This is a genomic window from Actinomycetota bacterium (assembly GCA_041658565.1).
GTDB lineage: Bacteria > Actinomycetota > AC-67 > AC-67 > AC-67 > JBAZZY01.
The window spans coordinates 1-21,514 of the sequence record JBAZZY010000038.1 but is presented as its reverse complement, the minus strand read 5'-3'; the positions used below and the strand labels follow the sequence as shown (position 1 = coordinate 21,514).

The 21,514-nt window shown below is 63.9% G+C and carries 28 protein-coding genes, 1 pseudogene and 1 riboswitch; of the genes and pseudogenes, 3 read left to right on the top strand and 26 right to left on the bottom strand.

Translation table 11 applies throughout. The features are described 5' to 3' along the window. Positions 1-505 (bottom strand): AMP-binding protein (locus WDA27_13745; protein MFA5891991.1); only part of this gene is annotated, 505 nt, incomplete at its 3' end. Positions 506-548: 43 nt separating this feature from the next. Next, the gene (locus WDA27_13740) at positions 549-1,544 is read right to left on the bottom strand and encodes a hypothetical protein (GenBank protein MFA5891990.1); all 996 of its coding nucleotides are present in this window, start codon (positions 1,542-1,544) and stop codon (positions 549-551) included. A gap of 263 nt (positions 1,545-1,807) precedes the next feature. Here WDA27_13740 and WDA27_13735 point away from each other — a divergent pair, with 263 nt between their 5' ends. The 3 genes from WDA27_13735 (at position 1,808) to WDA27_13725 (ending at position 5,557) form a co-directional block, all read left to right on the top strand. Further along, positions 1,808-3,223, top strand: a complete 1,416-nt coding sequence (locus WDA27_13735; protein MFA5891989.1) for a class II fumarate hydratase — start codon at positions 1,808-1,810, stop codon at positions 3,221-3,223. Between the two features lie 96 nt (positions 3,224-3,319). Next, entirely contained in the window at positions 3,320-4,759 is a 1,440-nt protein-coding gene (locus tag WDA27_13730) for a sialidase family protein (GenBank protein MFA5891988.1), read from the top strand. 123 nt (positions 4,760-4,882) lie between these two features. Then, on the top strand, positions 4,883-5,557 hold the full coding sequence (locus WDA27_13725) for a DUF3152 domain-containing protein (protein MFA5891987.1): 675 nt from the start codon (positions 4,883-4,885) through the stop codon (positions 5,555-5,557). Position 5,558: 1 nt separating this feature from the next. Here the strand turns inward: WDA27_13725 and WDA27_13720 are convergent, their stop codons facing one another. From WDA27_13720 to WDA27_13605, 24 genes and pseudogenes are all read right to left on the bottom strand, one after another. Beyond that, entirely contained in the window at positions 5,559-6,272 is a 714-nt protein-coding gene (locus WDA27_13720; GenBank protein MFA5891986.1) for an SCO1664 family protein, read from the bottom strand. 6 nt (positions 6,273-6,278) lie between these two features. Further along, on the bottom strand, positions 6,279-6,818 hold the full coding sequence (locus WDA27_13715; protein ID MFA5891985.1) for a DUF3090 family protein: 540 nt from the start codon (positions 6,816-6,818) through the stop codon (positions 6,279-6,281). Further along, positions 6,815-7,483, bottom strand: coding sequence for an MSMEG_4193 family putative phosphomutase (locus WDA27_13710; protein ID MFA5891984.1), 669 nt, complete (start codon positions 7,481-7,483; stop codon positions 6,815-6,817). Before WDA27_13710 ends, WDA27_13715 begins: the two co-directional genes overlap by 4 nt. A 38-nt stretch (positions 7,484-7,521) precedes the next feature. Continuing rightward, positions 7,522-9,270, bottom strand: a complete 1,749-nt coding sequence (gene thiC, locus WDA27_13705) for a phosphomethylpyrimidine synthase ThiC (protein ID MFA5891983.1) — start codon at positions 9,268-9,270, stop codon at positions 7,522-7,524. Further along, a riboswitch (TPP riboswitch) is annotated at positions 9,261-9,369 on the bottom strand. Its footprint overlaps the gene before it by 10 nt. A 35-nt stretch (positions 9,370-9,404) precedes the next feature. Further along, positions 9,405-10,550: an FIST N-terminal domain-containing protein gene (locus WDA27_13700; protein MFA5891982.1), complete on the bottom strand. Its 1,146-nt coding sequence runs from the start codon at positions 10,548-10,550 to the stop codon at positions 9,405-9,407. A gap of 77 nt (positions 10,551-10,627) precedes the next feature. Beyond that, positions 10,628-11,092: a hypothetical protein gene (locus WDA27_13695; protein MFA5891981.1), complete on the bottom strand. Its 465-nt coding sequence runs from the start codon at positions 11,090-11,092 to the stop codon at positions 10,628-10,630. Positions 11,093-11,100: 8 nt separating this feature from the next. Continuing rightward, entirely contained in the window at positions 11,101-11,934 is an 834-nt protein-coding gene (locus WDA27_13690) for an LLM class F420-dependent oxidoreductase (protein ID MFA5891980.1), read from the bottom strand. An 80-nt stretch (positions 11,935-12,014) separates the two neighbouring features. Further along, the gene (locus WDA27_13685) at positions 12,015-12,623 is read right to left on the bottom strand and encodes a cation transporter (protein MFA5891979.1); all 609 of its coding nucleotides are present in this window, start codon (positions 12,621-12,623) and stop codon (positions 12,015-12,017) included. 49 nt (positions 12,624-12,672) lie between these two features. Next, the gene (locus tag WDA27_13680) at positions 12,673-13,260 is read right to left on the bottom strand and encodes a chemotaxis protein CheB (GenBank protein MFA5891978.1); all 588 of its coding nucleotides are present in this window, start codon (positions 13,258-13,260) and stop codon (positions 12,673-12,675) included. Positions 13,261-13,400: 140 nt separating this feature from the next. Next, positions 13,401-13,673: a transposase gene (locus WDA27_13675; protein ID MFA5891977.1), complete on the bottom strand. Its 273-nt coding sequence runs from the start codon at positions 13,671-13,673 to the stop codon at positions 13,401-13,403. A 974-nt stretch (positions 13,674-14,647) separates the two neighbouring features. Beyond that, the gene (locus tag WDA27_13670; protein MFA5891976.1) at positions 14,648-14,968 is read right to left on the bottom strand and encodes a multidrug efflux SMR transporter; all 321 of its coding nucleotides are present in this window, start codon (positions 14,966-14,968) and stop codon (positions 14,648-14,650) included. A gap of 146 nt (positions 14,969-15,114) precedes the next feature. After that, entirely contained in the window at positions 15,115-15,282 is a 168-nt protein-coding gene (locus WDA27_13665) for a hypothetical protein (protein MFA5891975.1), read from the bottom strand. Between the two features lie 96 nt (positions 15,283-15,378). Continuing rightward, positions 15,379-15,777, bottom strand: a complete 399-nt coding sequence (locus tag WDA27_13660) for a GNAT family N-acetyltransferase (GenBank protein MFA5891974.1) — start codon at positions 15,775-15,777, stop codon at positions 15,379-15,381. A gap of 109 nt (positions 15,778-15,886) precedes the next feature. Beyond that, entirely contained in the window at positions 15,887-16,543 is a 657-nt protein-coding gene (locus WDA27_13655; protein MFA5891973.1) for a methyltransferase domain-containing protein, read from the bottom strand. A gap of 93 nt (positions 16,544-16,636) precedes the next feature. Beyond that, complete coding sequence (locus tag WDA27_13650) at positions 16,637-16,957, bottom strand: DUF5615 family PIN-like protein (GenBank protein ID MFA5891972.1); 321 nt, start codon at positions 16,955-16,957, stop codon at positions 16,637-16,639. After that, positions 16,941-17,177, bottom strand: a complete 237-nt coding sequence (locus WDA27_13645) for a DUF433 domain-containing protein (GenBank protein ID MFA5891971.1) — start codon at positions 17,175-17,177, stop codon at positions 16,941-16,943. Before WDA27_13645 ends, WDA27_13650 begins: the two co-directional genes overlap by 17 nt. A 110-nt stretch (positions 17,178-17,287) precedes the next feature. Then, a complete protein-coding gene (locus WDA27_13640; GenBank protein ID MFA5891970.1) occupies positions 17,288-17,722 on the bottom strand; it encodes an HIT family protein in 435 nt (144 codons plus the stop codon). Positions 17,723-17,823: 101 nt separating this feature from the next. Then, on the bottom strand, positions 17,824-18,444 hold the full coding sequence (locus WDA27_13635) for a hypothetical protein (protein ID MFA5891969.1): 621 nt from the start codon (positions 18,442-18,444) through the stop codon (positions 17,824-17,826). A gap of 51 nt (positions 18,445-18,495) precedes the next feature. Then, positions 18,496-18,750, bottom strand: a complete 255-nt coding sequence (locus WDA27_13630; GenBank protein ID MFA5891968.1) for a hypothetical protein — start codon at positions 18,748-18,750, stop codon at positions 18,496-18,498. Next, positions 18,747-18,947, bottom strand: a complete 201-nt coding sequence (locus WDA27_13625) for a hypothetical protein (GenBank protein MFA5891967.1) — start codon at positions 18,945-18,947, stop codon at positions 18,747-18,749. Before WDA27_13625 ends, WDA27_13630 begins: the two co-directional genes overlap by 4 nt. A gap of 104 nt (positions 18,948-19,051) precedes the next feature. Continuing rightward, the gene (locus tag WDA27_13620; protein ID MFA5891966.1) at positions 19,052-19,618 is read right to left on the bottom strand and encodes a GNAT family protein; all 567 of its coding nucleotides are present in this window, start codon (positions 19,616-19,618) and stop codon (positions 19,052-19,054) included. A gap of 97 nt (positions 19,619-19,715) precedes the next feature. Next, positions 19,716-19,928: pseudogene (locus tag WDA27_13615) on the bottom strand (type II toxin-antitoxin system HicA family toxin). Continuing rightward, positions 19,925-20,131, bottom strand: a complete 207-nt coding sequence (locus tag WDA27_13610; GenBank protein MFA5891965.1) for a type II toxin-antitoxin system HicB family antitoxin — start codon at positions 20,129-20,131, stop codon at positions 19,925-19,927. The pseudogene WDA27_13615 and the gene WDA27_13610 overlap by 4 nt, the downstream one beginning before the upstream one ends. Before the next feature lie 573 nt (positions 20,132-20,704). After that, a partial coding sequence (locus WDA27_13605) for an EAL domain-containing protein (protein MFA5891964.1) occupies positions 20,705-21,514 on the bottom strand: 810 nt, incomplete at its 5' end.

The following is a 21,514-nucleotide window of genomic DNA, read 5'->3' as shown; positions in this document are numbered from 1 at the left end:
CGATCTCGGGAATCATCGGCATGTAGATGCCGACCGCATCCCCCGAGCGCACCCCAAGCGAACGAAGGGCGTTGGCAAGCCGGTCGACCTCGTGGCTCAGTTGGTGATAGGTCAGGCGACGCACCTCGCCGTCCTCGCCTTCCCACACCAGCGCCACCCGGTCCGGCGTGCGGGCGGCGTGCCGGTCCACACAGTTGTAGGTCAAGTTCACCGTTGACCCGCCAAACCAGATCGCCCAAGGGATGCCCTTGGGCGTTTCGACCACGGCTCGGTAAGGCGTAAAGAACTCGATTCCAAGGTCTGCAACCACCGCGTCCCAGAACCACTCGATGTCCTCTTGGGACTTGCGAACCAACTCGGGATAGGTCTCGATACCGTGCGCGCGCATCAAGCGCGTCACGTTTGCCCGATCGACGTACTCGGGCGACGGGGTCCATGCGTAATCGCTCACGCCGCGGAAGGCTATCGGCGCGCGCGGCAATCCGACAACCGCGCGCAGACGCACCGGCGGCCCGCTCGAAGAGCGGGCCGCCGGAAATCACTCGGATCTAAAGAACCATGATGACGCTCTTGGAAGCCGCACCGGTCTTCCCTGAAGTGTCCGTCGCCACTGCCTCGACGGTGTACGAGCCGGGACCAAGGGGCAACGACGCGTAGAACAGCAGGCTGTTCGGCATCGCCGGGTCCACCTCCAGACGAACGCTGGGAGTGGACTCGCTGCCGGTGACGTCGTCGGTAACGGTGATGGCCACGCTCGCGATCTTGACGTCGTCCACCGCCCGTCCGGAAATCTGCAGTCGGCTCTCCAGAATCAACGGGTCCTTGGGGGACGACACCTGCACGACCGGGTTCTGCGTGTCCGGCCCCGCCACCGTGAACGTGACCGGCACCGAAGGGCCGCTGAAGAAGCCTCCCGGATGCACTGCGATCGCGCGGATCGTGTATGTGGCGTTCGGGAACTCGAGAGTCTGCTCCCAAGACCGGTTCTCGCCCGTCCCCTCGAACTTCAGAACGTACAGATCCCGGTACTCGTCCTTCTTGATCTCCTTCTGCAGCCGGATGGCCTTGGTCGCGCCCGACACGGTCCCGGCGATCGACACGCTGTGCGTATCCAACGCGACCGCACCGGTCGGACTTGTGATCGCCGGAGCCGCCGGCATCCCCTGGGGGGCCGTGGCGGTGATGACCCCGCACATCCCGGTACAGCTCCCACCGGCATCCAACTCCGATTTCTTCGGAGAACGGAAGTACACGTCCCCACCGGTGTACTGCCACTCGAACTCGTTGTACGGGCTCATCCCCGCGGGATACTGCGACGACGAGTCGAAGTTGGCGTTCTTGTATGCGGCGACGTCGACGCCCCCGGCCATGGCGCGAAAGACGATCACATCGTTGACCTGGGCGAGGATCGCGTAGGGAACGAACTCACCCGCGCGCATCTCAACGATTCGTCTCGGCGGCGCCTGGGTGTCGGCAGATCCGGGAACCCACGTGAAAGCGAGAAGCCCGACAAACAGGCTCGCTACGATCCTGGAAACTCTCATTTCCTCACATCCTGTCCTGAACGGTCATCCACTGCCTTCGACGACATTCTGCACGGAACCCGACAAGCCCTGCCGAATCGACTTCTCTTCCGCCGCGCTCAACCGGATTGCGGCGGTATACGGAAAAGAAGAAGTTTAGGGGGTTCGCCCGGAAGGGCCCGGAGAAATGGACGTGCAACCCCAGCGGCGATAGAAGGTATACGGCTTCGGGCCGGCCGGACGGCCTGCCGCGGGGTCACCGGACGAGAGGACGTGACCAGCGAATGAGCGAGTACCGGATCGAGAAGGACTCGATGGGCGAGATGCAAGTCCCCGTCGACGCCTATTGGGGAGCATCGACACAGCGCGCCGTCGAGAACTTCCCCGTCAGCGGGCAGCGATTCCCGCGCCGTTTCATCGAGGCGCTCGGGATCATCAAGTGGGCGGCGGCCAAGACGAACCAAGAACTCGGACACCTGAACGCGGTCCAGGCTGAGGCGGTGTTCCAGGCCGCCGACGAAGTGATCGCCGGAAATCTCGACGACCACTTCGTTTTGGACATCTTCCAGACCGGCTCGGGTACCTCGACGAACATGAACGCCAACGAGGTCATCGCCACACGCGCAAGCGAGATCATCGCCGGAAAGCGCGGCACCAAAGATGTCCACCCCAACGACCACGTAAACGCCGGCCAGTCCTCCAACGACGTGATCCCTACCGCGATTCACGTCTCGGCGTTGATGGCGCTGGGCGACGACCTCGTGCCGGCGCTCACCTTGCTCGCCGGCGCCCTGCGCGCAAAGGCGGAGCAGTGGGCCGAGGTCCTCAAGGTCGGACGCACCCACTTGATGGACGCTACTCCAATGACCTTCGGCCAGGAGTTCGGCGGCTACGCGACGCAGATCGAGAAAGGCATCGCGCGGCTGCGCGACGCGAGCGCGCGCCTGAGTGAGCTGGCCCTCGGCGGAACAGCCGTCGGAACCGGTCTGAACGCAGAACCGGAGTTCGCGCCGCGCGCAATCCAGATCATCGCCGAGCGAACCGGACTTGCCGTCCGCGAAGCCGACGACCACTTCGAGGCGCAGGGCGCCAAGGACGCGTGCGTCGAGACGTCCGGGCAACTGCGCACGATCGCAGCGTCGATGATCAAGATCGCCAACGACATCCGGTGGATGGGGTCGGGCCCCAGGGCCGGAATCGGCGAACTGCGCCTGCCGGAGTTGCAGCCGGGATCGTCGATCATGCCCGGCAAGGTGAACCCGGTCATCCCCGAGGTCGTCACCCAGGTTGGGGCGCAGGTGTTCGGCAACGACACCACGATCGGGATCTGCGGTGCGATGGGCAACTTCGAGTTGAACGTCTTCATGCCGGTGATCGCGCGCAACCTGCTGGAGTCGATCCAGTTGCTCGCCAGCGCCGCGCGCCTGCTGACGACGAAGTGCGTCGAGGGTTTGCAGACCGACAACGAGCGCGCGCTGTCTTTGGTCGAGCAGTCTTTCCCGATTGTGACGGCGCTCGTGCCGGCGATCGGCTACGACCTGTGCGCCCAGATCTCGAAGGAGGCCTTCAAGACCGGCCGAAGCATCCGCGAAGTCACGATCTCGAAGAACGTGATCTCGGAGAAGGAAGTCGACGAAGCGCTCGACCTCAAGAAGATGACCCAGGGCGGCATCGTGGCCCCGGGCATCGGCGGCGGCTGATCCGACACAGCGCTACCCGACGGGTTCGGACGGGACCGAACCCGTCGGGTAGGCGACACCGGCAGGAATGCCGCCCGTCTTGTCGAACCCAGCGACATGAAGACCTCACGAATCCGGCGGCGGCGGATGACGGCCGTCGTCCTGGCATTGACCGCTGTTTCCGCGGCGAATCTGAGCGGGCACGCGGAAGAGGACGGACCCGCCGTCTTCTCAGTTCCGATCAAGCTCGAAAAGTCGGACGGAGGAACCGAACCCCGGCTCGCCATCGGGCCCGACGGTAAGAGGTGGGTCGTCACCAACCGCTCGGAACGCGCGGTCGTCTACGGATCCGAGGACGGTCTGAGTTGGACTCGGGCCAAGACGGAACCGGCCGGCCAGCGCATGCCGACAATCGACGTAGACATCGTCGCGACGCGGACGGGACGTCTGATCGCGACGGAACTGGACTTCGCGGGCGTGGGCCTTCGGGTGTCGTGGTCCGACGACGGAGGCGACACGTGGAACTTGTCCGTCGGGTCGACCCTGGTCGACCAGGACCGGCAATGGCTTGCCGTCGGACGCGACGACCCGCTCACCGGACTCCCGCGCGTTTACCTGCTGTGGCACAACCTGGCGAGCGGGTTCGCCTCGCACAACATGTGGGTGCAGACCTCGATCGACAACGGTGCCACGTTCGGAGCCCCGGTCCCGATAACGCTGCCCGGAAGCCAAGCATTCTTGGACTTGCAGTGCGCCAACTCCGGCGGTCCCGACGAGTTCCAGGTGAACCCCGAGACCGGGCAGTTGTACGCGCTGTGGGGCGCGCGGGCCGCGCCGGTCGGCGGAGGTTGCGTCGCCTCGATCGACTCTCCGCAGTTCAACATCATCGCCTCGAACCGTCTGTGGCTTGCGACATCACCGGATGGATCTCCCGGATCGTGGGAAACGACGCTGGTTGTCGATCGCGCCGACACGAACCAGGTAGTCACCATGCAGCAGGCGGACATGTCGCTGGACCGCGCTGGGAATGTCTACGTACTCTACCCCGAGGCACCCAACCCCTATCCGGACTTCAGCGGCGCCGCGCTTTTGTACAAGTGGGCACCGCCCGGGATCGAGCATTGGTCGGAGCCGAAACCCGTGAAAGCGGCCGGCGGCCCAGGCAACGTGCTGCCGAACATCACAGCCGGCGACCCCGGAATGCTCGACATCGTTTGGTACGCCGGAGAAACTGCGCCGAACGGAAAGCACTACTGGTACACGACCTTCGCCCAAGTAACCGGCGCGATGAGCCAGGACCCCGTCCTCGAGATCCAGCGCATCGCGAACTTCCCCGCCTACGAGGGAACGGCGGCCGAGTTGATGGGAACGTGCGACGCCGGACCCGGCGGCGGGATCAAGAGCGGCCTGCTGTGCTCGCGCGCGACCGACGTATGGGGAACGACACTCGACCACGAGTGCAACCTCATCGCGGCATGGCCGGCCGTCACCAACGGAGGCGGCGGGAAGGCCGGCACATACATCTCGACCCAGATCTCGGGCCGGAAGATCTGCTGAAGGCCCTCGCGCGCGCGCCCCGCGCTCGCTAATCTCGCGTCCGTGGAATTACGGGCCCAAAAAGCAGCACGAGCAGTCGTCGGCCTCGGCCTCGCCGGGGCAGTCATAGGCGGCCTGCGAACTGTGCCGTTTGAACCGGTGCAAGCCTCGGGACCGCGAGCCGCCCCGGCCTCGCCCGCCGCGAGCCCGACCCCAACCATCTCGGCCTCGCCGGTCGCGTCTGCGGCGGCAAGCCCGAGTCCGCTTGCCGCGGGCGCATCCCGCAAGCCCTGCGGAACTCCCGGAGCGACCGTCGTGTCGTTCCGGGTCGAGATCGACGAAGGCTTGGACATGTCGCCGCAGAAGTTCGCGCGCGCCGTGCGCGCGATCCTGTGCGACAAGCGAAGTTGGACGGCGTCGGGAAGCGTTCGATTCCGCTACCACCCATTGGGATCCCTGCTGGTCGGATTGCGAACCCCGGACGAATCGCAGAAACGCTGCTTGCGCCTCACCGGTCTAAGCGTGAACCGAACCTACTCGTGCGGCACACGACCCGAGGTCGTGATCAACTCCGACCGCTGGTTCGGCAACTCTGCCAAGTTCCCGGCGTCGCTTACCGAGTACCGGCGGATGCTGATCAATCACGAGGTCGGCCATTCCCTGGGTCTGCACCACCAGTCCTGCGCCGCCAACGGCAAACCGGCGCCCGTGATGATGCAGCAGTCCAAGGGGATGCGATCGGCGAACGGCTTCACATGCTCGCCCAACCCTTGGCCCGGCCCTGAAGAGCTCTCGCGCCTGCGCGCGATTCGGAAGTAGTTCAGACCGGCGGCCACGGATAGGGCCGGCGATCGGCCGGTGGATCGGGAAACGTTCCGGCCGCGAGCAACGCCGACGCGCGCGCGTACACGGCGTCGATCTCCTCGGGCGAAAGCAACTGCGCCAAGCAATCCCCGCCCTCGCGCATCGCAACAAACCTCTCGAGGTCCAAAACGACGCTGCCCGGAAGCGACTCCCCCGCGAAGTCCCAGATGACGGTGCGCAACTTGGGGTCGGCGTGAAAGCACACACCGTGATCGATCGCCCAAAGCCGCGTCCCGCCGCTCTCGAGCAGACAGTGCCCGGCCTTGCGGTCCGCGTTGTTCACGACAACATCGAACGCGGCCACGACCCGAAACTCAGCGGCGCGCGCCGGCATCAGGGTGAAATACTGCTCCTGCGGATCCGCTTCCACGAATAGCTGCATCGATCCCGGTCCGTGCGGTCCATCTCGAACGACGGTCGGCGGCACGATGTCCCATCCGAGCGCGCGACTCACTTCGTATGCGGCGACCTCACGCAGATGCAACGTCCCCACGGGGAAGTCCCACAGAGTCCGCTCCCCGCGTTGCGGTTTGTAGACCGCCGTCGCCCGCTCATCCTCTCGTGCGACGACAACAGCGAAGGTGTAGTTGGACGCATCGGTGAACAATCCCTGGATCTCGATCTCACCCTCGGACAACAGCGCGCGCGCCTGCTCATCCGAGACGCTCATCACCGCCTACTCCCGGTAGGCGCGATGGCCATTCGTGGCCGGGCAGACGTGCGGTTGCCCTTGGGGCGCCGGAAGACCGCAGAGTTGGCACAGGGGGCGCCCCGCAGAGACGACAGCAAGCGCGTGGCCGGCAAGCGCGCGCGCTTGCGCGCGCGTGACGATGAACCGCGCCACCGCCGGCTCCCCGATCCCAGGTCTCTCGCTTTCGGACTCGTCGACCTCGGTGGCCTCCATCAATCCAACGACGACACGGTCACCGTCTGGTTCGTACTGAATTGAGATCTCCCCAACACGCCATTCCGGCTCCAGCGGCTCATCGAGATCCAGATCGGATGCCGACGGCTCGGATCCTTCGGGGCCCTCCGGCAAAGACGACATCAGATGCTCGAGCGCCCGGCCCAGCAAGGCCACTTGTTCCTTCTCGGCCAACAACGTAACCAGGCGCGCGCCGGCGCGCGCCTGGACGTAGAAGGTCCTATCTCCCGGCTCGCCGACCGCACCGGCCGTGATGCGGTCGACCGCATCAAAGTCGAACGACCTCGTCATCGCGCGCGCCTCCCTCGTGTCGCAGTCGCTGTCGCCGTTTTCTCCGTCGCGGGTGCCGGCAATGGGACCGACGAGAGGTCGCCGCAATCGTTGACACGACGCACCTGCACGCCTCCATCGTAGAACTGCAGCACGCTCACCGACGCCGGGTCGACGGAGAGCCTGCGATACAAGTCGATGTGAACACCCGCGTAGTGCGCGAGCGCCAGCCGGATCCAGTCGCCGTGGGAGAACACCGCGACCGACTTCCCTGCGTGGTCGCGGCGCAGTTCCTCAACGGCGCCGACCGCGCGCGCCTGCGTTTCACACAGCGTCTCACCGCCGGGGAATCGCACATCGGACGGCCGGGCCCGTAACTGAGACCACAACGGGGTCTTCGCGAGAGAGCGAAGCGTCTTGCCCTCGATCCGGCCGTAGTGCACTTCGCCCAGTTCCTCGCGAATACCGACGTCGAGGCCGCGGGCGCGCGCCAGCGGTTCCGCGGTCTCCCCCGTGCGTTCAAGCGGGCTCGCATACATCGCGTCCAGCGGGACGCCGGCCATTCGCTCGACGAGCCGCGCGGCTTGCGCGCGCCCTTCCTTGGACAAGTGCACGCCGGGCGTCCACCCCGAGAGCTTCACCCCGGTATGCGACGTGAGTCCGTGCCGAATCAGAAACAGCAACATGTCGGCCACTATAACCGCCGGCCCCCGGCTTTCGGACCTTACCCTCGGGTGTAGATCTCCCCGCGCTCACGGAACTCCCGTGCCTTCTCTTCGAGTCCGACCTCGATCACTCGATCCTCGTCCAGACCGTGCGAAGCCGCGTAGTCCCGCACATCCTGAGTGATCTTCATCGCGCAGAAATGCGGGCCGCACATCGAACAGAAATGGGCCTTTTTCGCGGGCTCCGAGGGCATCGTCTCGTCGTGGAACGAACGTGCGGTCTCGGGATCGAGCGACAGATTGAACTGATCTTCCCAGCGGAACTCAAAACGCGCTTTCGACAGCGCATCGTCCCACGCCTGCGCGCCGGGATGCCCCTTCGCCAAATCCGCGGCGTGCGCCGCAATCTTGTAGGCAATCACGCCCTGGCGCACGTCCTCGCGATTCGGCAGGCCGAGGTGCTCCTTCGGCGTCACGTAGCAAAGCAGCGCGGTACCGTACCAACCGATCATCGCCGCGCCGATCGCCGAGGTGATGTGGTCGTAACCCGGAGCGACGTCGGTCGTAAGCGGCCCGAGCGTGTAGAAGGGCGCCTCGTGGCACCACTCGAGTTGCAGGTCCATGTTCTCCTTGATCTTGTGGATCGGCACATGGCCGGGACCTTCGATCATGACCTGCACGTCGTGTTCCCAGGCCACCTTGGTCAACTCACCGAGCGTCCGAAGCTCGCCCAATTGAGCCTCGTCGTTGGCGTCGGCGATCGATCCGGGGCGCATTCCATCCCCGAGCGAGAATGCGACGTCGTAGGAGCGCATGATCTCGCACAGCTCCTCGAAGTGCGTATAGAGGAAGTTCTCCTGGTGGTGCGCAAGACACCAGGCCGCAAGGATCGAGCCGCCGCGACTGACGATCCCGGTCACCCGGCGCGCGGTGAGCGGCACGTATCGCAAGAGCACGCCCGCGTGCACGGTGAAGTAATCCACGCCTTGCTCGCACTGTTCGATCACGGTGTCGCGGTAGATCTCCCAGGTCAGTTCCTCGGCCTTGCCGCCCACCTTTTCGAGAGCTTGGTAGATCGGAACCGTGCCGATCGGCACCGGCGAGTTGCGCACGATCCACTCGCGCGTTTGGTGAATGTCGGGCCCGGTCGACAGGTCCATCACCGTGTCGGACCCCCACCTGATCGACCAGGTCATCTTTTCGACTTCCTCTTCGATCGAGGAGGCGACCGAGGAGTTGCCGATATTGGCGTTGATCTTCACCAAGAAGTTGCGCCCGATGATCATCGGCTCGGACTCTGGGTGGTTGATGTTCGCCGGGATGATCGCTCGCCCGCGCGCGATCTCCTCGCGAACGAACTCCGCCTCGACGCCCTCACGAATCGCGACGAAGTGCATCTCCGGCGTGACGATTCCGCGGCGCGCGTACGCCATCTGCGTGACGGCCGCACCGCCCTTGCCTCGCAACGGCCGGCGGCGCGCGCCGAATCCGGGAACGGGGATCGACAAAGATGCGCCGTCGTACTCCTCGACGTCGGCGCGCGCGCGGATCCACTCGTCTCGCAACGGGGACACCCCTGCGCGCACGTCCACCGCAACCGACGGATCCCCGTGGGGGCCACTGGTGTCGTACAGGCGCACGGCCGGGTTCTGCTCGAGGGTTGCCCCAACCGGCGTGGGCGACAGAACGATCTCTCGCATGGGAACGCGGATGTCCGGACTCGGTCCGGACACAAAGACCTTGCGACTCCCCGCGCGCGCGACCGATCCCGGAGTCGCGCTCCCGTTGGCTGACGTGGTGGTGCTCATTTCGCTCCCTCCGCGGGCATTACCCCGATCAGGTTCCGCGGTCGGCGGCGTGCATCCGCCCTCTCAGCCCGGTCGGCCCGAGCTCCCGCAAGCGCCAATCTTACTCGGCCGGTACGGCCCCTCGCCGGGGTCCGCTACGGGCCGAAGATCGCCAAGGATGCCGTATGACCGTGCAAGAAGTTCTGCCCCGACAGCGGCCCGATCTCTCCGTTGGCGAAGAACCCGGCCAGCGGAACTTCTCCCAGGCCCTTGTGGACTGCGGCCGCGTCGTGGTCCTGCTCCTCGAACATGTTCGAGCCCCGCCCGTTGCACGTGAACAAAAGCGCGCCCGACGTTGGGGAACTGACGGATCCCAGCATCTGCCGAAGATCCTCGTCGGCGGCGCGAGGATCACGAACGTGGAACTGGATGGTCTCGCCGACCTCGACCACGTCGGCCACGACAATGAAGCCCTTCTCGGCGTCGGCCCCCATCACGTTCCGCACGACGAAGTCCCCACGGCCGAAGTCGGTCTTGTATTCGTCTACGACTCGGCCGATAAACAGTGGGCCGTTCGCCATCAGCGCGCGCTCGGCCGGCTCCACCTTCGACCAGATATCGCGAATTCGATCCACCGGTCGCTGGCCGCCAAGCTCGAAGATGAGGTTTCGATCGGCGCGCGTGATGATCATCGGCTCCCCGATGGCCCGGCACCCTTGCGACACCAGCGTCCCGACACGAGCTTGCCCCGAGACCGCGATTCCGACGGCGCCGCGCGCGCGCACCTCGCCTCCGAGGAACATGCGCACCTGCCTCTCTTCATGCACACCACTGACGACTCCGCCGATTACTTGCACGCCGGGCTGCTGCTCGTTCAGTTGCGCCAGCAGATGAACCACCGGAAACGTAAACGGGTCGGACATCAGGATCAGAGTCGAGCCGAACGGCAACTCCCTCGGCCATCCCGAGTACGACGCGTTCTCGTCGTCGAACTCCAGGGCGAACGCCTCGACGCGAGTACCGGGCAGATCCGCCGCCCACACAGATACGGCCGGGCCGTGCTCCAGTTCCCGCGCGCCGCCGATTATCCCTTCGGCCACACACCCTGCGATCTCGGCGCGGCCAAAACAATCCCGCAACACACCGGCGATGTCTTCTGCGGCGTCTCGATGGTCCGACGAGACGAAAGCCAGAACAACGCTCGCCTCGCCCGGAATCACTCCCGCGGCCACCTCGGCCACGGCCTCCTCCGCTGCGCGCAGCGGATCAAGATGCGTGGACAGGCCCGAGCCGATGCGCATAGATGTCACGACCCTTCAGTCTACGCCGCGACTGGTCCCCGGGGAGAACAAACCGTCCGCCCGATTCGCCCGAAACGTCAAGGCCGCGCGGTGCGACGCAAGGCCGCGCGCGCGTCGTCGATCGTCACGTGGCGGCGGCGGAAGTTCCGCAGTGCGAAGCGATCGCAAGCGATCTCGGCCATGGACTTCTTGCCGAGCACCTCGTAGAGGAACCAGTGATACCACTCGTGGCAGTACAGAAACCTCAGCACCTCAGAGCGCGAGCGAAAGGTCAACCCCTCCGACAGCGGCACGAACTTCATGCCCTTGCCCGGCACGCGCTTCGCGCCGAAGTGCACCACCTCGCCGAACGGCATAAACGGCTCCGGAACCTGAAGCGTGATCGAGTGATCTTCGAAAACCGTGAACGCCGCAAGGTGCGGAGCCGTCCGATACCGAAGCGGCTTGACGATCACTTCGTAACCCTCGGCGTCGGGCAGGCCGGCGAGCGCGCGCCGCACGTCGGCAACCGTCAACTCAGGGTGTTTGGACTCGATCCGCACGGGGTCTTCTAGCGCGGCGCGCAACGCTCGAGCTGCGCGCGCGTCGGAGGTTGATAGAAACTCAGCACGACGTGCTCGCATCCGGCTTGCTCCCACACCGGCAGCGAAGCAATCTGCTTTTCGATCTGACCCTCTTGCGCGGGATGCACGAAAAGCTGAACCGAGCGACGGATCTGCGATGGGTCGCGTCCGATCGCCGCGCAATGCTCGTCCAGGATCCCGCTGAGGCGCGAGAACTCCTCCGGGTCGTGCCCGGGCGTGTTCCATTCGTCGGCGTGCCTTGCGACAACCCGCAACGTCTTTCGAGGGCCGCTGCCGCCCACCACGATTGGCGGACGCGGACGCTGCACCGGCTTGGGCAAACAGAACGCGTCGCGCAAGGTGTAGTGGTCACCGTCGAAAGACACGGTGTCCTCGGTCCACAACTTCTTGATCACCTCGAGCGCCTCGTCCAACATCGCAATGCGCGTTCCCGCCGCGGGGAAGTCGATTCCGTAGCCGAGATGCTCGGGCTCATGCCATGCCGCGCCCATCCCAAACTCGAGGCGCCCGCCGGAGATGTGGTCCACCGCGACGGCCATCTTCGCGAGCACCGCCGGATGCCTATACGTCACGCCGGTGACCATGCACCCCACACGCGCGCGCTTCACGACCGACGCCATGGCCGCCAGCGTCGTCCACCCTTCCAGCGTGTCCTGGCGCTGCGCCTCGGGCGTCGTGCCGAGCCCGTAGAAGTGGTCGTAGTTCCAAACTGCGTGAAACCCCAACTCGTCGGCCGCGCGCCAAAACGCCTCGAGTTGCTCGTACGGGAAGCAAGGGGCGAGTTTCGCAGAGATCAGCATCCGCGCATCCTCACCCGACAGGCGCGCGCGCGGCAAGTAGAGGACTCATCCGCCGGTCGGCGGCGGGTGGTCGCGCGTATTCAACGCAGTTCCAAACGCGCCTCGCGAGCGACGAGACGCGCCGAACGAAGGAACACTGCGCAAATGAGTGCGCCGACAACGACATCCGGCCAAGGCGACCGCGTCAACCAAACCACCGACGCCGCGAGCAAAACCGAGACGTTTGCTATCAGGTCGTTCTGCGAGCACAGCCAGACCGACCGCATATTGATGTCCTCGGCACGATGGCGCCAAAGCACGGCAAAGCACACGCCGTTTGCGGCAAGCGCGAGAGCACCCACCGCACCCATGGTCTCGAACGTCGGGAGTTGAGGGAAAAGAAGCCTGTAGACGAGTTGCCCGAGGACCAACGCGCCGAACAGACCCATTACCGCCGCCTTTGCAACAGCGGCCCGCGCCTTCCATACCGGGCCGCGCGCGACGACGTAGAGACTAAAACCATAAACAAGGGCGTCCCCCAGCATGTCGAGGGAGTCGGCGAGCAGGGCTACGGAACCTGCGAGCCAGCCGGAAACGAGCTCCACGATAAACATCCCGGCATTCACCAGCAGAACGAAGCGAAGCGTCGCAGCTTGGCGCTCGCGCAACCCGTCAACTGCGCAAGCCTTGTCGGTACAGCAATCGTCCATAGCCTCTAAGGTACATGCCCGGTTCCGGCAGCTGACCAAGCAGCATCCGCTACTCGATTGACAGCGCGATTCTTGCGATTTCCCTACCGATATTCTCAGGAGCGAGGACGAAGTCGATGCACCCGGTCTCTATTGCGCTCTCGGGCATGTCCGGCTGTTCCGCCGTGTCGAGCCTCTGCGCGATGGTGATGCCGCCCACTTCCTTGATGCCGCACAGCGCGGCCGCCCCGTCGCCGTCATAGCCGGAGACGATGACGGCGATGAGCTTCCCGTCCCAGTTGTCCGTGAGTGAGCGCAGGAAGACCGTGATCACGTCAGGCCATCCCCTGGGCTTGGAGATCGGCTTGAGGCGGAATTCGCCATCAAGAACATGCAGGTCACGCTTCTCGGGAATGATGAACACGTGGTTGGGCTCAATGACGAGGTCGTCGGTGATCAACTCAACCGGCATCGTCGTGTAGTTCGGGAGGATCTTGTGCAACCTGGTCGCCACGGTTCTCAGGTGATTGACGATGACGATGGCAACCCCCATGTCAGCCGGGAGATTCTGCAGCAATCGAATGTATGCGTCGAGACCACCAGCCGAACCTCCCACGCACACTACTGGGAAGTCCTTAGCCGCGCTCCTAGCTTTCATTGAGAATCACTCCATGGTCTGGGAGTCCGAGGGAACCGCGCCGCTAAGCGCTACGACAAGCCTATTCCGGCCACGAGCGCCACGGCGGGCCCCAGGACGATCCAAGGCTGCCGTTCCTTGACGAGCAAGTATGCGAGGAATCATCCGAGTACGCCAAAGTGAGTGCGAGAACGATGGACAACAGGATCCGAGCGCTTCGGGTGTGCGCTGACGCGATGGACCACCGCGGCGCAGGCACGGATGACACCGTCGCGAACCTCCTTGCGCCAGCGGCTGAGCATGAAGGGACGTGTCCCCAACGCTTCGGCGACGTCCTCGACCTGCACGCCGTCGATCTGGCTGAGCTTGACCGCGTTGAGCTTGAATTCAGCGGAATAGCGGTTGGTGGTGCGCGGTTTGTTGGGTCTGGCCATACAACCCTCCTTGAGCGTTAGGCCAGAGTGTCAACTATTTCGGGGCAAGTGCTCGGTCCGTTGCACGCGCGTCCGTCTGCGGAAACAGCCACGACATTCGGAGTTCATTTGCGCATCGCCGACCATCAAGTATCGCCCTCAGAGGTTTCACGCCTCATGATGAACCAGAACCCGATCCCGGTTGCAGTTAACGCAACGACTGCCCCTGCGATTAACCCTGGGACGGAGGTGATACCGGGCGTGCAGCCCATCAGAGTGCACGCAGCCCCTCTGCACTGGTCTGGGCACTTGGAGGGCAGACTGAGGGCAATGAAGACGGCAACTGCCCAGCCGAGGAGAATCAGGACTACTGCCTTACGTTTCACGACCATCGCCCCCTTGTCTGGTCCGTAAAACAACTTGGCGCGTCAACGGCTCCGGCGACGCCCGACGGCCGCTGCATTCGCTTGCCATACCGTGCGCCTACCACCCTGAATCCCGGCTCTCCCCTGACGCAGAGTATCTCCCGACCCCGAAAACAGCTCTTGCCGATGGCGTCAAAAGGAGAACGATAATGACAACGCCGGTGCCAATGACATCGAAGTGGCCTTGGGCAGCCCTGACGATCCAGCCGACTCCGCTCACCAAGAGCAAGACCCAATACGCCCAAACCTGGAGGCGGTATAGAGCGACGGCCGCTATTGCGTAAACGACAGCGAAGATCCATCCCAGAGGGGGAAAGAGCAACGCAAGGATGGCGGAGACACCTGACACCACGCTGGCAGCAAAGACAGTCCCGGGAGGCTCTCCCACTGATCGGTCCGACTGACTATTCATCGGCTCACTCGTTGCGCATGACCGGCAAACCGGCCGCACGCCCTCGCCGCAGAGCGTACCTCACCTGGCCGGTATGTCTGCGTCGATGCGCCGGTTCGACGGCTCCTCATGTCATTCCGCAACATCACTTCTCCTTCGCCTGGGACGCATTGGTCCGCTCACGAATGGGACAACTTGAGGCCGACGAGTCCGATGACGATGAATGTGACCGAGACGATCCTGGCGACAGTCGCTGGGTCCTTGAAGAGCACAATCCCTACGATGAACGTTCCCACCGCACCGATGCCCGTCCATACAGCATAGGCCGTTCCCATCGGAATCGACTTCTGTGCAAGCCAGAGGAACACACCGCTCAAACCCATGGCGGCGATAGCGACGGCCATCCAAGGGAGCTTGTGGCTTGTCGTCTGCGAGAGCTTCAGCCCGAGCGGCCATCCCATCTCGGACAGCCCGGCAACGAGCAGGTAGATCCAACCCACAGGTCACCTCCTATCTCATCCGCGTCCGACGACAATGCGTATCCGTCACCACCGTGCCACGTGTTCGTCTAAAGATGTCCTGCGGCTGAACCGCGAGCCGAAGGCGAGCGTCGGCTCCAGCCGCGATCAGACCGCCCGGCGTGTTGTCATCCGTTGACGGACCGGTCATCCTCCGAGGTCTTCCTCAGCGCGGAGATGTCACTCGAGATCCGCTGAAGTAGATCGCGCTGTTCCCTCAATCGCACCACAACCAGAATCGCCCACGCGATCGGAAGGGCGTACGCGAGAGCCGCAAGCACCGGCCAGATACTCACACTCAACCTCCTCCCAGGCTGTTCAACGACTTCGCCGATCAGACGCCGGGAGCGCGCCAGCGGGAGCGATCGGCTGCAATGGCGGGTTGTACAGCTTCATGCCAGTGCCTTCTCCATCCTCAGGTCCGCGTCATGTCGGGCCGGGTGATAACCGAGGCGCTTGTAGAACCCCACGGCGTCACGATCGACATTCGAGGCGACGGTCGAGCATCCCTGCTCGCGAGCGAAGTTCTCTGCAATCTCAAGCATCTTCCCTCCGTGACCAAGACGCTGGGAGTCTTCGACGATCGCGACGCGACGCAACCAGGCGACGGGAGGATCGAGATCAACACGCACCACACCGACAGGTCGACCTGCGGCCAGGAAGAGGAAGGGATGGTTACTCGCCGCGCGATCATCCGGATGATCGGAGTCGTAACCCTCCTGACCTCGTGCGTCCCAGAGCACCTGCCTGCGGATGGCATGAAACGTGAGCCAGTCATCCTCCGTGGCCACACCACGGAGTTCAACGGAATCAGAGTGAGAAGTCATGGGAACGGTGGCTGTCTGTGCAACTTACATCCGTGCGCGGCCTGCCAGCCATCTCTGTCACCGTATCCGCCGGTCACTTCCTGACCGCGACGTAGGCCATGACGTGAGTGTGCGGCGTACCGTGGGTGTCGTGAATCTCCTTCTCGCATGCGAGGAGCGTCTCGCACCCTCGCGTGCAGTCCCTCAGGTCATCCATGGTGTAGGCGGTAACCCAGGTGCCTATTCGCTCCGAGAAGAAGCTGTCGCCTTCAACCTTCACTGCCTCCTGCCTCAACCTGCGATTGCTCGGATCGTCCGGAGTCACGACAGAAAGGTAGAGGACACCGCGTGGTTCCAGGGCACTGAGGAGCGACCCAATGATCTCCTTTCCCGTGCTCTTCTTGAAGAAGTTCAACGCGGCACCCGTAGAAACAACAAGCCGGTATGCCCCATCCCCGTAGGCGTGCTCTGCGGCAGAGCCCACGACGCAGTTAACCTGCAAGCCCCTTTCCTCGGCCCGGGATGCGAGTGACCGGAGCCCCACGGCAGAGACGTCAAGGGCATCCACGCGCCAGCCTTGGGAGGCCAGCCAAAGAGAATGACGGCCTTCCCCCGCGCCCACATCTATCGCACGCCCAGGCATCAAGGACTTGCAGAGTTCAACGACCTCCTCGTCGGGGTCGAAATCGCCGTACCCGCCTCCGGCGTAGATCTCATCCCAGATGTTCATGTGCTCAGCGCCACCCGTCATCGTCTTCTCGGCACCGCCTCTCTCAAAAGGTATCGGTCTGCACAACGACTTGGGCGATGACCCGACGGCGACGCCGGCCGGGTCCGCGACGAGTCATGCCGAGACCCATGAGACCGCGCCCGCGGTAGCGGACTCCACCGTCGTCCTCAACTTCAGGGCCAACGGTTCGTAATCGACCATCGTGTTGGTCTTCGCAACCAGGACGACAACGGCGATGTCGAATCTAGTGAGATTCTGCTGGTGCGGCATCTTCTGATCAGCCGTAACCAAGGCGTCGAACACCTGAGACGCACGAGTCAGAAGTTCACCGTTCGAGAAGGAGGCCCAGCCAGCGTCCCTCACAGTCACTACCTCGTGGCCAGCGAGCAGTGCCTTCAGGCGCCGAGGCACCGATTCGTCAAGCAGAATCCGCATACAACTCCGCGAGGAAGGCGTCGCTGGCTAACTCGAGGAAGCGCACCGCCTGCTCTCGCGAGACGGAAGGGAAATCGTCTAGAAACGTCTCAAGATCGCTGGTCTCTAGGTGGTCGAGCAGCGTGCGAACGGGCACCCGCGTGCCGCGGAAGACGGGGGCGCCGCTCATCACGTCGGGATCCACCGAGACAACCTCGTTCACCGGAACTGCACGGTTCATCGCCCTCAGATTGTACTCCGGGTGCGGCAAGCTGATCGGCATAACGTCCTGCGGCTTAACCGCGCGAGCCGAAGGCGAGCGTCGGTTCCGGCCGTGAGTTGACCAGCACGTCACACATCCTGGGCCCATGCCCGAATCTCGCTGGCGAGTCGATCCAGTTCCTCTCGCGGGACCAGCGGGAGTTGCTCGATGGAGAAGACGACGCGCCCATCCTCCACCCTTGCCAGGCGGCCCGACGTGATGTCGTTAGGCGCATGCTGCGGCACCACCATCAGATGGGCATGGGCCACCCCATATCCGTGAACGAGATATCCGACGCGATCCGGGTCCAGGTTCCTCTGCAACGCACGCCCGAACCGTTGGGCGACCTTCATCATGTGCGCAGCAGTCGCATCCGGCACATCCGTGAAGTGGTCGATGTGCTCCCGCGGGATGATCGCGATCTCACCAGGCCGCACCTGGTGCAAGCTCAGGAAAGCGACACACTCGTCGTCTCCGTACACGAAGCTCGCCGGCTCATCGCCAGAGATGATTCTGCAAAACACGCATCCTTCATTCATGGGGGGTCTGGTCATCGACTTGGCGCGTCAGCGGCCCTGCAAGTGCTCGGTCGGTTGCACGCGCCGGTTGAGCAGCGGTCGGGCCATCATGACAGGATCGGAGCGGGTTCGGCAGTAGGAAGAGGGCGGACGCGCTTGGCGCAGCCTGCCCGCACCGAGATGACGGGCGACCCGGCAATGCGGCCGCCGGCAGGACGATCCTGCTCGATCACTACCGCTTCCTCCTCCGACGAGCAGTCCTTCATGCTCACTATCTGCACGACCATGAGACGACTCAGGACTGGCCACGTCTCCGAGTCGCGGACGCTAAGCCCGACCAACGAAGGGATCCGCGGCTCGGTTGCCCATCGTTCAGTCGCCCAGCCTGCGAGAGCAAGACCGATCACAACGAACGCAACGATGAGTTCGCGACGGGATGCGCGTCGATCCTGGATCTGCCGGCTGCGACGTCGCAGGTAGATGACCATAGAGGCAAGCCCTATCGCGCCAAGCGCGGCGAACGCGGCCATGGCCGGCGCGTGATCGACGCACCTCGGAAGTTCTTGACCCGCTCGGGGGTCACAGAACTCCCTCAGCGAGAGCAAGGCTCCGAATCCGATGGCCGCCAAACACACCAGGGAAACGACGATCGCGCAGATTCCAAGCCCAAGGAACGGATCCACCCCTCGTCCAGGGCCGAGGTCCTCTCGACGGTGCAGGTCAATCATTCCTGGACATCCAGGTGCTCCACGACGAGAGCGACGCCGTTTGCGGAAGCGTCACTTCAGCAGCCTGTCGTAGTCGGCGTGCGTCCCGATCCAGAACCAGACAAGCCCCTCGGGCGCTTCCACGGCCAGGGCCCGGTGGTGCAGGCCGACGCGAGCCGAGCGGAACCGACCCACCTTCTTGAAATGGAGCGAGGGGTGCCTGGGATCCTGCTTGAGCCGGGTGAAGGCTTCGTCGGCGGCTTCCCGGACGTCATCGGAAAGGGAGCGGTACAGATCCCAGAACGCGGGAGACGCGCGGTGCCTCAAAGCTCGGAGGTGCGTCCGGCGTCGTAGTCCTGCACGGCGTCCCTCGCGAGCGCATCGAGCTTCCCTGCCTTGACATCGCGCTCGAACCGACGGTCCCAGATCCTCCAGTCGTACTCGAGAAACCAGGCGCGGAACTCCGCCGCCTCCTCGGGGGAAAGGGATTCGATGTCCCTTTCAAGTCTCTCCAGCTTGGTCATAGGGACAGTTTACCTAGGTGCACCGTTAGGGTCCGTAGAACGACTTGGCGCGTCATCGGCCGGACCCGCGCGAAGCGGGCGGGCGGTCCGTTGTACGCGCGGATTCAACGGCGGTCACCGTCCGGCCTGCTGGCCAGCCATTCATCCCGCAGGATCGCACACCAGACTTCGTCCGTTGGCTCACCCCCCGCCCGACGATACTGCCGGAAAAGCCCCTCCCTTTGCATGCCGACTTTCTCCATCACCCGAAGGGACCCGAAATTCCTGGAGTCGGCACTCGCACTGATCCGGTTGAGATCAGGCAGAGCGTTGAATGCGGCATGAATGACCGCCGAAGCGGCCTCAGACGCCAGGCCTTGGCTCCAAACCCGCTTGGCAATCGACCAGCCCATAGTCCCCCGGCAGTGCTCCGCCACAAGGCCGAGGTTCAAACCGCCGACGACGACGCCCTCGAGTTCCGCCGCCCAAGCACTGTGAAGCGAGCGATCCAGCAGAACCTGCCGCGCGACGAACTCCTCCGCGTGAGTCTTGGTATAGGGGTGCGGCACGGGGAGGTAGCGACTCCATTCTTCATCGGACGCATACTTGAAGACGTCACCCGCGTCGTCCAACTGCCAAGGACGAAGCCGAAGCCTCGCAGTGGAGATGATTTCGGGGATCTCGCCTCTCATCGCCTCACGCCCGTTGAACGACTTGGGCGTTCAGCGGGCGGGAGTGCGCGCGCGGAAACGGTCCGTTGCACGCACGAGTTCAAAGGCGCGCGACCTCTTAGAGATCCTCGGGAGTAAGTCCGGTTCTCTTGGCGATGCGCGCGAGCATCTTCGGCCCGATCTCCTCCCCATCGTGAAAGGCGAAAGTGAAGTCCGGCCAACCTGACCGCTCGAGGACTCGATGGGAGCCGCGCTGTCGCTTGATAGATCAACCGATCCTTAGGAGCGCCGCCAGGACGCGCCGCGCCTTGGTCCCCGACCATCCGCTCACGCCGCAGCGAAGGAGATGTCGTTAAGGTCAGCATCGGTCTCCCCGTGTTCGAGCTGATCCGCCAGGATCCGCAAGGCGATGGCCTTCACATGCGCGATCGCCGCACCGGGACTGTCACCGTAGGCGAGCGCCCCGCTTAGCTCGGGAACCTCGGCGAGCCAGCGGCCGTCGTCTTCCTCCTCGACTTCAAGCGTGAACCTCATCGGTCCTCCTTAGGACCAGATGATACCTGGGGCCGCCCGCCGCCCTTGGTCCGCTGAACGACTTGGCGGCTCAGCGGCCGGACGCCCGCGCAGCGGGCGGACGGGTCTGCTCTAGCCGCGAGTTATGCAACCGTTTCACCATCCCCAATCCCGGCCCTATCGCGCGGCGGTCATCCATATCAAGACCCCTCCCCCTGCAACGACTGCCGTGAGGATTGAATAGAAGACAAGCTTCCCACGCCTGCTAAGCGGAGCGTCCTGATGAGGTTCCCGAATGCGTTCGAAACCGGCCGGGATGTCCCCAGAGGCATAACCTCTCGAGGCATAACCTCTAAGGCCAAGGCTCCGACGTGACTTACTCGACCGGTCACTCACGGCTCTTACCTCGGGCACCATCCGCTTGCATAACGTCCGGCTTCAGGCGCGCGCCGCGCGCGGCGCGTCGCCCTGTAAGCCGTTGTTCGGTGGCACGCACAACTGAACTGCGCTGTATTGAAAAACCGCAAACGAAATCGGCCGTTTGTGGACAGGAATGGTTTTCTTGGCCTGAAAGGCTTCCGATTCAAGACCGACTCAACGATTCTTCACACCCGAGAATGACGCTTTCGCGTTCGCCCGTGGCCGTCCAAGGGTGACCTGCTCCAGCGCCTGAAGACTGGCAACCACACGGATGGAATGCTTCGAGAGCTCGCGAATTGCCGAATGGAGTTGCTCGGGCCCAGTGCTTGCCTTCGCCAGTTCGAACATGTGCTTCGCGCAGGCGTGCAGCGCGGTGTGAACCTTACCCAGTCTCGTATATTCCGCCGTCCCCACATGCCGACGCCCCGGCCCATCGTACCAGCGTCCGAGACGGCAATCGGTGGCCGCAATTTGGCAGCGCCTGACGTCGTCCTCGGACAATGGCAGGTGCAACTGCTTCGATAGCACCAGTTTGTCGATAAGAAACTTCCGCCACTCCAAGTGATCTAGAATCGCCATGTGAAACAGACCGGTCTCGTCGTCGGGCCAGCTTTGCCCGGAGGCAGCGAAGACCAGGAAGTCTTCCAATGGCATCGGTCGAGCGATCCAGTAGCCTTGGGCGTGCGAGCATCCCGCTTGCTGGAGCTCACGATACGTGATCTCCGTTTCCACGCCTTCCGCTACGACGTCGAACCCCATGTTATGCGCCATTCGGATATTGGAGTTAACGATCCACGCATCCTTCTCCGAGGCGTGCATTCGGCGCACTACGCCATTGTCGAGCTTTAGACTGGTAAAGAGATATAACCGGAAGTTGTGGATGCGTGGTTTGAACAAAGACGCGGCGTACCCTTCCTTCGACTGAAAGCGATGTCGGAGGCCGGTGCTCGAACACCGGCAGGAAGGAGTACGCCAGTGCTCAAG